This is a genomic window from Tenacibaculum litoreum, assembly GCF_964513915.1.
GTDB lineage: Bacteria > Bacteroidota > Bacteroidia > Flavobacteriales > Flavobacteriaceae > Polaribacter > Polaribacter litoreum.
In genome coordinates, this window is record NZ_CAZEQS010000002.1 from 1,002,861 (window position 1) to 1,012,894 (window position 10,034).

The 10,034-nt window shown below is 32.2% G+C and carries 8 protein-coding genes; 5 read left to right on the top strand and 3 right to left on the bottom strand.

Annotated features, from left to right (window positions below):
• Nucleotides 1-48 precede the first annotated feature (48 nt).
• Nucleotides 49-1,167, bottom strand: coding sequence for a DNA polymerase III subunit beta (gene dnaN / locus ACKTTR_RS06095; RefSeq protein ID WP_408026986.1), 1,119 nt, complete (start codon nt 1,165-1,167; stop codon nt 49-51).
• A gap of 86 nt (nt 1,168-1,253) precedes the next feature.
• Entirely contained in the window at nt 1,254-2,198 is a 945-nt protein-coding gene (locus ACKTTR_RS06100; RefSeq protein WP_408026987.1) for a lipid A deacylase LpxR family protein, read from the bottom strand.
• A gap of 68 nt (nt 2,199-2,266) precedes the next feature.
• Between ACKTTR_RS06100 and ppk2 (ACKTTR_RS06105) the strand changes: the two genes are divergently transcribed.
• Nucleotides 2,267-3,124: a polyphosphate kinase 2 gene (gene ppk2 / locus ACKTTR_RS06105; RefSeq protein ID WP_408026988.1), complete on the top strand. Its 858-nt coding sequence runs from the start codon at nt 2,267-2,269 to the stop codon at nt 3,122-3,124.
• A gap of 2 nt (nt 3,125-3,126) precedes the next feature.
• Nucleotides 3,127-3,906: a polyphosphate kinase 2 gene (gene ppk2 / locus ACKTTR_RS06110; protein ID WP_099216466.1), complete on the top strand. Its 780-nt coding sequence runs from the start codon at nt 3,127-3,129 to the stop codon at nt 3,904-3,906.
• Here the strand turns inward: ppk2 (ACKTTR_RS06110) and ACKTTR_RS06115 are convergent, their stop codons facing one another.
• On the bottom strand, nt 3,907-4,542 hold the full coding sequence (locus ACKTTR_RS06115; protein WP_408026989.1) for a low molecular weight phosphatase family protein: 636 nt from the start codon (nt 4,540-4,542) through the stop codon (nt 3,907-3,909).
• Nucleotides 4,543-4,625: 83 nt separating this feature from the next.
• Between ACKTTR_RS06115 and ACKTTR_RS06120 the strand changes: the two genes are divergently transcribed.
• The 3 genes from ACKTTR_RS06120 to ACKTTR_RS06130 form a co-directional block, all read left to right on the top strand.
• Nucleotides 4,626-5,171, top strand: coding sequence for a Smr/MutS family protein (locus ACKTTR_RS06120; protein WP_408026990.1), 546 nt, complete (start codon nt 4,626-4,628; stop codon nt 5,169-5,171).
• A 47-nt stretch (nt 5,172-5,218) separates the two neighbouring features.
• Nucleotides 5,219-6,352 (top strand): cysteine desulfurase family protein, encoded by a 1,134-nt coding sequence (locus tag ACKTTR_RS06125; protein ID WP_408026991.1) that lies wholly within the window; start codon nt 5,219-5,221, stop codon nt 6,350-6,352.
• 385 nt (nt 6,353-6,737) lie between these two features.
• Nucleotides 6,738-10,034 (top strand): choice-of-anchor L domain-containing protein (locus tag ACKTTR_RS06130; protein ID WP_408026992.1); only part of this gene is annotated, 3,297 nt, incomplete at its 3' end.

The window sequence follows — 10,034 nt, forward strand, 5'->3', positions numbered from 1 at the left end:
CACATTTAATTAATTAGATGTGGTTTTCTTAGTTTATATATGTGTTTTTTACCCGTTTAACATCACTGGCATTACAAGCATAGTTACTAATTCACCTTCTTCAGTTCCGTCAATTGGAGTTAAAATTCCAGCTCTATTTGGTAAGCTCATTTCAATTAAAACGTCGTTAGAATTTAGGTTATTCAACATTTCACTTAAAAAACGAGAGTTGAATCCAATTTGCATATCGTCTCCTTGGTAATCACAGTTTAATCGTTCGTCGGCTTTATTAGAATAGTCTAAATCTTCTGCAGAAATATTCAACTCCGTACCTGCCATTTTCAAACGAATTTGATGTGTAGTCTTACTAGAGAAAATAGATACACGGCGTACAGAGTTTAAAAAAGAAGCTCTGTCAACAGTTAATTTATTTGGATTCTCTTTTGGTATAACAGCTTCGTAATTAGGGTATTTCCCATCAATCAATCGGCAGATTAATACTACGTTATCAAAAGTGAACTTAGCATTTGTGTCGTTGTACTCAATAATAACGTTGTTTTCTGAACCTCCTAAAATTCCTTTTAACAAGTTTAAAGGCTTTTTAGGCATGATAAATTCAGCTGATTTATCAGCGGTAATATCGGTACGTGTATATTTAACTAATTTGTGAGCGTCAGTAGCAACAAAAGTTAATTCTTTTGAGTTAAATTGGAAAAATACACCGCTCATTACTGGGCGTAAATCATCATTACCAGCAGCAAAAATAGTTTTAGAAATAGCTGTAGCTAAAATATGAGAAGGAATCTCAGTACTACTAGGAGAAGGTAATTCTACGGCTTTAGGGAATTCATCACCGCTAAAGTATGCCATATCATATTTTCCTTGCTCAGAAATAATCTCAATAGTGTTATCTCCTTCAACCTTAAATGTAAGAGGTTGTTCAGGGAATGTTTTTAAAGTATCTAATAATAAACGAGCATTTATAGCAATCGCTCCAGTATCAGTACTTTCAACTTCAATAACTGAAGACATGGTTGTCTCTAGGTCGGAAGCTGATATTTTCAATTCGTTTTCAGATAGTTCAAATAAAAAGTTATCTAAAATTGGTAACGTGTTATTGCTATTTATAACCCCACCTAAAACTTGTAGTTGTTTTAATAATTGTGAGCTAGATACGATAAATTTCATTTAGTAATTTTTCTATTTATTAGACTTACAAATATATCTTAATTTGATGATTTTAAAAATTATTTTTTTGTAAGTGTACAATAAGCTTAATTAAACTGATAATTTAACTGTATTGTGCCATAAAAATTCCCTTTTGGAACACGTGAACTTTTGAGTTTTTTAGTATGATAGTTAATGGCATATCCAAAGTTAAAACGATTGCTTGTAAAACGAATTCCAAACTCCGTTGTGAACTTAAAAGGTTCTATTTCAAACGTAACAGGGCTTTTTTCAGTTAAGAAGCTTCCTTCAATAGTTGCGTCATAGGCAACATAATGTAGTGCTGGTTTCAAGTATATAAATACTTCAGCATTATTTTTAAAATTAGTATTATGATTATTTAGATTTCCGTGAAAAGCAATAGAATTAATAATACTCTCTAAAGGTTTAAAACCAATACGAGTAAATAAACCTGAAGATAAATCGGTATAAACAGTACCCAGTCTAGCAGAATTTATCCAGTTAAGATCAAAAACATTGTCTTTAGTTATCTTTTTTATATAATCAACCTTCAAATTTAGAGCAAATGCATCTTTTATTTGATAATCCCATCCTGTGGCTTCTTTAAAACCGTACATTTTATGAATAACGCCTTGTAGTTCTTCACTTAAAGCAGATGAACCAATAACACCTAATTGTAATGATGTTTTTAAGATAGATTCATTTGTGTAAAACTTGTTTATACCAAAGCTGCCAAACAAATAACCAGCAAAGGGACGGTCATGTTCTTCAACGGTTTCTACAATCGCTTTATAAGGGGTATACATATGATGTCCCAATTGAATTTTATATATTTTTTTAGCTACATTTTTAACTTGATTTTTACTTAAGAAACGATACGTTAAAAAAGCTCCGTTAGTATAATATCGGTCTTGGTAAGTAGAAGTATATAAGTCATTATCATTTATAAAACTAAACTCTTTAGCGTATTTACGTTGTGAGAATGAAGGAAGAGAAAGTAAGATAAATAAAAGTAGTATATTTTTTTTCATAGCTGTAAATATCGTATTATTTTAGCATACCCTTGGTTAAATTATTAACAAGAATAATTAATAAACTTATGAAAGAAAAACCTGTATTAACAATTGAAGATTTTGAAAGTGTTTCAACAAATGAAGAGTTGTTGGCTATTATTAAAGAAAAGGGGATTTCTATTACTAAAGTTCAGATAAAATTAGATTATGAAGAAGAGTTAAAGAAGTTACAAATAGAGTTGGTGAAGCTTCAACAATGGATTGCTAAAAATAAAAAACGAGTAGCTGTGATTTTTGAAGGAAGAGATGCTGCTGGAAAGGGTGGAAGTATTCGGCGTTTTATGGAGCATATGAATCCGCGTTCTACACGTTTGGTAGCTTTAAATAAACCAACAGAGGTAGAAAAAGGGCAATGGTATTTTCAGCGATATATTAAAGAATTGCCAAACCCTGGAGAAATTGTGTTTTTTGACCGTAGTTGGTATAATAGAGCAGTAGTTGAGCCTGTAATGGGATTCTGTAATGACGATCAGTATCAGAATTTTTTGGTTCAAGTACCAGAGTTTGAACATATGTTATATGAAGATGGAGTAGTAGTTATAAAATTTTGGCTTTCAATTTCAAAAGATGAACAATTACGTCGTTTTAATTCTCGAAATAACAACCCATTAAAACGTTGGAAGTTCAGTCCTGTTGATAAAAGAGGGCAGGAATTATGGGATAGATATAGTTACTATAAAAACGAAATGTTCAGCAAAACACATACAGCATACAGTCCGTGGATAGTAGTAAAAACGAATAATAAAAAAGAAGCAAGGGTTGAGTGTATGCGTCATGTATTATCTCAGTTTGACTATGACGGAAAAGAAGAGGCTCAGACGGTTTTAACACCAGATCCAAATATTGTAATGCGTTATTATCGTTCAGTAAAACATTTAGATTAAGAATGGGAAAGTTAACTCAAAGAGACGTAAATAAATTAAATACAACTAGAGGCTTAAAAGCTTTATTATCGAAATCTTTTAACTTAGAAAGAGCAATTCGATATGTTGATTATGAAAGGAAACTAAAAAAATTACAAGTAGAAATAATTCGTTTGCAAGCTTGGGCAATAAAAGAAAATGAACGAATAATTGTAATTTTTGAAGGAAGAGATGCTGCTGGAAAAGGTGGGGCAATACGTAGAATTACAGAGCGTATAAACCCTCGTCATATGAGAATAGTGGCACTTCCAAAACCTAATGAAGATCAAAAAACTCAGTGGTATTTTCAACGATATGTAGAGCAGTTTCCTAAAGCAGGAGAAATTGTCTTTTTTGATAGAAGCTGGTATAATCGCGCTGTAGTTGAACCTGTTAATGGTTTTTGTACACAAGAAGAATATGAGATTTTTATGAATCAGGTAAATGATTTTGAACGTATGATTTTAGAATCAGGAATTCGTTTGGTGAAAATTTACATGTCTATTAATAAGAAAGAACAAGCCAAACGATTTAATGATATAAAAAATAATCCGTTAAAACAATGGAAAATGACACCTGTAGATGAAAAAGCCCAAGAGCTTTGGGATGATTATACAGAGTACAAAAAGGCAATGTTCTCAAAAACAAACACAAAAATATCTCCTTGGAAAGTTATTCGAGCAAATAGAAAAACAATAGCAAGGATAAATGTGATTAATTACATTTTAGAAAGAATACCTTATGATAAAAGTATAGAGGTATAACTAAGATAGTTTTTGATGAATTTTTTCAAAAACAAAGAAGAGTTCACCAGCAACCTGTTTACTCGTTTCTAGGTACGTTTCCTCAGTTAAATCAGTATTGTCTGATGCTTTAGGGTCGTTATATGGTAGATGAAAACGCTCAATAGCATCTGGAATATATGGACAGTTTTTATCGGCATTATCACAGGTAGTTATGGCAATAAAAGGATAACTATTTTGAGGATGATCGTATAATTTTGAAAAACCCAAGATAGATTTTTTAGTTCCGCTAAAAGAAACCAAGTATCTAGGGTTTTGATGAGAAAAATCAACAACACTAAAAATAAAACCAGTTTTTTGTAAACATTTAACCGTATTCCTATGGAAAGAAGTAGTTTCTGTTCCGCCAGAATAGGTAAACATATTTCTTAAGTTAAAATACTCAATAGCAAAGAAGCTCCACACTTGTGCAAACTGACTTCTACGGGAATTATGAGTACAAATGAAGTTTAAATTTATTTTCTCTCTATCAAGATACTCTTCAAGAATAGTATCAGCTATTTCAAGTAATAAATCTTTTCGCTCTTCAGTAAGGATTAACTCTTTTCTTGCTTCCTCAAAGAAAATTTTTGTATTAATATTCTTAGTGTTTATCATTTATTTGCAGTTCTTTTGCAGAGTGTAATTATTTGCAAAAATACAAGCTAATACCTTTTTAGCTAGTTAAATAAAGGTTAAGGATGCGTTTAGAAATCGGTAATAAAGTAGCAGTAATTGATGCTGATATTAGAGGAGTTGTAACAAAAATTAATAATGAAGAGGTTTTTGTTAAAGATGAGGACGGAATGGAGTATTGTTTTCTTAGAAAAGAATTGGTAAAAGTTGAAGTGGATCAAAATGAGTTAAGTAAGTATTCTGATATTAACAATCCAATGCTGAAAGCTAAGATCCAAACCAAAGAAAAGAAGAAAAAAACATCTTTTGTAAAAGATAAAAATGAAGTAGTAATGGAAGTGGATTTACATGCTGAAAAGTTGGTGAAGTCTACAAGGGGAATGGATAATTATGATATTTTATCATTACAAATTAATACAGCAAAACATAAGTTAGAATACTGCATATCTAAAAGAATATCAAAACTAGTTTTAATACATGGAGTAGGAGATGGAGTTTTAAAAACTGAATTACAATATTTATTAAATAATTACCCTGTAAAGTATTATGATGCTTCTTATCAAAAATATGGACAAGGAGCTACAGAAGTATATATTTTCCAGAGTCAATAATTTTTTTGAAAACATAACTATCAGTAAGAAAACCTTATTTTTGTGCTATGAAATCTGTTTATTTAGATAATGCTGCAACAACACCTATGTTGCCCGAAGTTATTGAGGCTGTTCAGCAATCAATGCAAACCAATTTTGGAAACCCTTCTTCCACACATCAATATGGTAGAAAAGCTAAAGCTGCGGTAGAAACAGCTAGAAAAAATATAGCAAAACATTTTAATGTGTCTTCTAGTGAAATAATTTTTACAGCTGGAGGAACAGAAGCGGATAACTTAATTTTATTTAATGCAGTTTTAAACTTAGGAGTAGAAAGAATTATTACCTCCAAAATAGAACACCATGCAGTCTTAAATACTGTACAATTTTTAGAGAAAAAACATAAAATAACTTTAGATTATGTTAGGGTAAATGAAGAAGGAGCTGTTTCAATGGAGAGTCTGGGGGACTTGCTAAATAAATCAAAGAGAAAAACTTTGGTGAGTTTAATGTATGTAAATAATGAAATAGGTAATTTACTACCAATAGAGGAGGTTGTAACATTATGTAAAGAACATGAAGCGTATTTTCATTCAGATACAGTACAAGCTATAGGGCATTATGCATTAGACTTACAAAAAACACAAATAGATTTTATTGCAGCAAGCGCACATAAGTTTCACGGACCTAAAGGAGTAGGTTTTGCTTACTTTAGGAAGGGAATAGGAATACAGCCGATGTTACATGGAGGTGAGCAGGAAAAAGGTGCAAGATCTAGTACTGAAAATGTGCACTCAATAATTGGAATGGAAAAAGCATTAACTATTGCTTGCAAAGATTTACGTAAAGATGAGGAATATATTATAGGGTTAAAAAAGTATTTTGTAGAAAAAGTAAAAGAACTAGCCCCTAATATTAAGATTAATGGAGAATCGATTGAAAAAACAAGTTATACAATAGTGAATTTAAGATTTCCTATTGAAGATAAAATGTTGTTATTTAATTTAGATCTGTCTGGAGTAGCTGTTTCTGGAGGTAGTGCTTGTCAAAGTGGAAGTAGTAAAGGATCTCACGTGTTACAGGAGTTTTTAGATGAAAAAGAAGAAAAGAAAACATCTGTAAGATTTTCTTTCAGTATATTAAATACATTCGATGAAGTTGATTATGTCCTTAATCAGTTAAAAAAAGTGTTAAAAAAATAATAAAGTCTTTTTTATTTGTTTTTAAAGAGTTTTTTTATTCCTTTGTTAAAGAATTATTCTGATTAGAAATTAAGTTTTTAAAAAGCATTTCTAGAGAGTTATTCTTAATAGGTTTTATTTATAGATTACGATTTATATGTTTTTTTTATCTATAATGTGACTTAAATTGTTAATTTTACGTCTAATATTTTAGTGAAAGTAAAAATAGATTACTTTTGCATACTTAAAATAATTAGAAGCCCCCCACAAGAAATAAGTTGTAAAAGAGCAACTTAGCATTTTTTGTGTGGGGTTTTTTATATCCCACCGTATTGTTTATTAAAAAAATAAATAGCCTTGAAGAATTTTGGGGCGTAACATTATATATAATATAAAATGTATTAATATGGGGAAAAACTACATTAAAAGAGGTAAAAATGCCTTTGCAGTATTTTTAGCAGTATTTTTATCGTTCACTAGTTTTGAAGTTTTAGCACAAGCCAGTGTTACACAAAGTCCGACAGCTTCACAAATTGCAACTGAGTTACAATCAGTAGGTGTTATCATAACGAATCCTGTTATTACCCATGGGAATGGTGCTCAAATGGCTCTTTTTACTAATGGGGTAAACGGGGCTAGCTTAGAGGTTGATAGAGGAATTGCTTTTACTACTTCAAATAATGTAAGCTCTACTGATGGTATATTTAATGTTAATAGTAACACAGGTTATTCATCGGGTAATTATGGTACGTATAATGATGCTGATTTAAGAGAATTAAATGTAGATGCAAACCAAGATGTAGTAATTTTTGAGTTTGATTTTGAAGCATTACCAAATTATACAGGGGTTCTGTTAGAGTATCAATTTGGTTCAGAAGAGTATCCTGATTATGTTGGTTCATATTTTAATGATGTTTTTGGTTTTTTTGTATCTGATCCAAATAACTTAGATCCTTCTATCCCCGAAGGTGTAGATTCAAATAATAATGGAGCATATAATGGTACAGAAGAACCAGCTTTGAATTTAGCTCAAGTTCCTAGTACAACAAATCCAGTAGCAGTTAATTTTGTAAATGCAGGTTTTAGAGGATTCTCAAACAGTGGTTATGCTGTAGATTTAACTAAAAGTTCATTATACATAAATAATGGGCATGTTTTAGATAATGATACAGATCCAAATAACGATGGCCCTCAAAATACTAATCCAGGTCCTTTCCCAGTACATGTAGAGTTTAATGGAATAACCAAAAGATTTACAACAAATATAAATTTAACACCAGGTATTACTTATCACATGAAGATAGCTATTGCCGATGTAGGTGATTACTTATATGATTCAGGTGTTTTTATTACAAGAGTAGGTGGTGTACCTATTATCATAGCAGATAATGATGAAGGACAAGTGGTTTCTACAACAGGAGGCGTAGCTGTTGCTAATGTGTTGGTTAATGATTCAGTAGCGGGGTCAACAAATCCTTCAGTTTCAGATGTTCAATTAGTTCAGGTTAGTACAGATAATCCAGGAATTACACTAAATACTTCTACAGGTGAAGTAAATGTTGCTCCAGGTGTTGCTTCAGGTGTTTATGAATTGGTATATAATGTTTGTGAACCTTCTACTAATTGTGATTCAGCAATAGTAATAGTAACTGTTTTAGAAGATACTGATGGAGATGGAATTGCTGATGAAGTAGATTTGGATGATGATAATGATGGAATTTTAGATGTAAATGAAGGTTTGTGTACACCTTCACAATCAGGCTCATGGACAGTTTCTGGAACTACAGCAACTTATGATTATGGAAATGGAGTTATAGCAAGAGTTACAACTACGGATGCAGATAGCTTTACTAATGATAGTTTCAATAATCAACCCTTTTGGTCTGAAACTCTTGGAGGAGATACTTCTTTAGCTGGTACTTTTGATTTTGGAACAAATTTAACAGTAAGTTTTGAAAATTCATTGGGTAACCCTGTTGAAGTAAAAAATCCAACCATACATTTGGATAGAATAGGTGGTTTATTAGGTTCTGGTGAGCAATATTCAGCCCTTGTAACATTACAAGGAGGGCTCACTTGGTCTAAATTAGCAGGGACATCAGATTTTTCTGTAACATCAAATACAGTAACAGACGGAGGTGCTGGAGTAACAGGTTCTGGATGGGGTGGAGATAGTACGGCTAACGATGTTGACGGAACTGCTGCAGGATCATTAAAAATTTATGGTACAATTTCTACATTTACTTTGAGTTTTTCTCAAAACTATGGAGGGAGTGCAGATGGAATAGAGTTAATATTATTTGCATGTGAAAATTTAGATACAGATTTTGATGGTACTCCAGATTATTTAGATACTGATTCAGATGATGATGGATGTTATGATGCTTTAGAGGGAGCAGGTTCATATAATTACACACAATTATCATCAGGGGCATTTGCTGGCGGGGTAGATTCTAACGGGATTCCTACAATAACTTCAGGTGGACAAGCTACAGCAGCAGCTGTTACTGATGCTTCAGATAGTACTGCATGTTGTACTGCTTCTGTATCAGGGTTTTTAGATACCGATGGAGATAATATAGTGAATGATTGTGATTTAGACGATGATAATGATGGTATATTAGATACTGTAGAATGTAATGCAACTACTACTAATTTGGGAATTACAGGAGGAGACGGTGGTAGTACTACGAACTTTTCAGAAGATTCGGTAGATAATGTAATATTTGATTTTGATCAAGTAGATAACTCATTATCAATTACTGTCAATGGAAATGATTTAAACACAAATAATATACTCCAATTAGAAGGTACTGCTGGTGTAGGAGAGGTTTTTTTAGAGTTTGCTACTGATGGGGCAGCAATAGGTTCTCCATGGGTAACAAATACAAACGGTTTACCTAGAGTTAGAGTAATTATTGATTCATCTGGAAAAGTTAGTGTTTATGGAACAAGAACTTCTGGATCTACTTCTTTAGAGTTAATGAAAACAAGAGATGGATCTTCATTTAATTCAATATCTTTTCTAGCAGGAACTAATAATTTTAGTGTTATAAATCAAAATGGGACTGGCCTTGATTCAATTAGTGGAACAGTTACGATTGTATCAACTTGTGTTAATACTGACGGAGATAGCCAACCAGATTATTTAGATACTGATTCAGATGGAGATGGTTGTTTTGATGCTATAGAAGGAGATGAAAATGTGAGTATATCAGACTTATCAGGTGGTAGAATAACAGGAGGAGTAGATAGTGATGGTGTTCCAAGTATAGTTAATTCAGGAGGTTCTGCTGACGGAGGTAATAATACACAAGGCCAAGGTGTAGGTACAAGTGCTACAGCTAATACAGATGCTGTACCTACCTTAATAATAACTAACCCAGAGGCAGTATGTAGTCCTTCTACAGTAGATTTAACAGCAAGTGATATAACTAATGGAGCCAATGGAAGTAGTACATCGGGTACATTAACCTATTGGACAGATTCAGCAGCGACCAATACCCTAGCAGATCCCAATGCAATAGCTACTAGTGGGACTTATTATATAAAATTAACATCAGTTAGTGGTTGTTATGAAATAGAACTGGTAGAGGTAATAGTAAACACAGCACCATCTGCACCAGTAAGTAGTGGAGATATAACAGAGTGTGAGACAAGTCCAATCCAGACATTAGATGCGAACGATGCTTTATCAAGCACA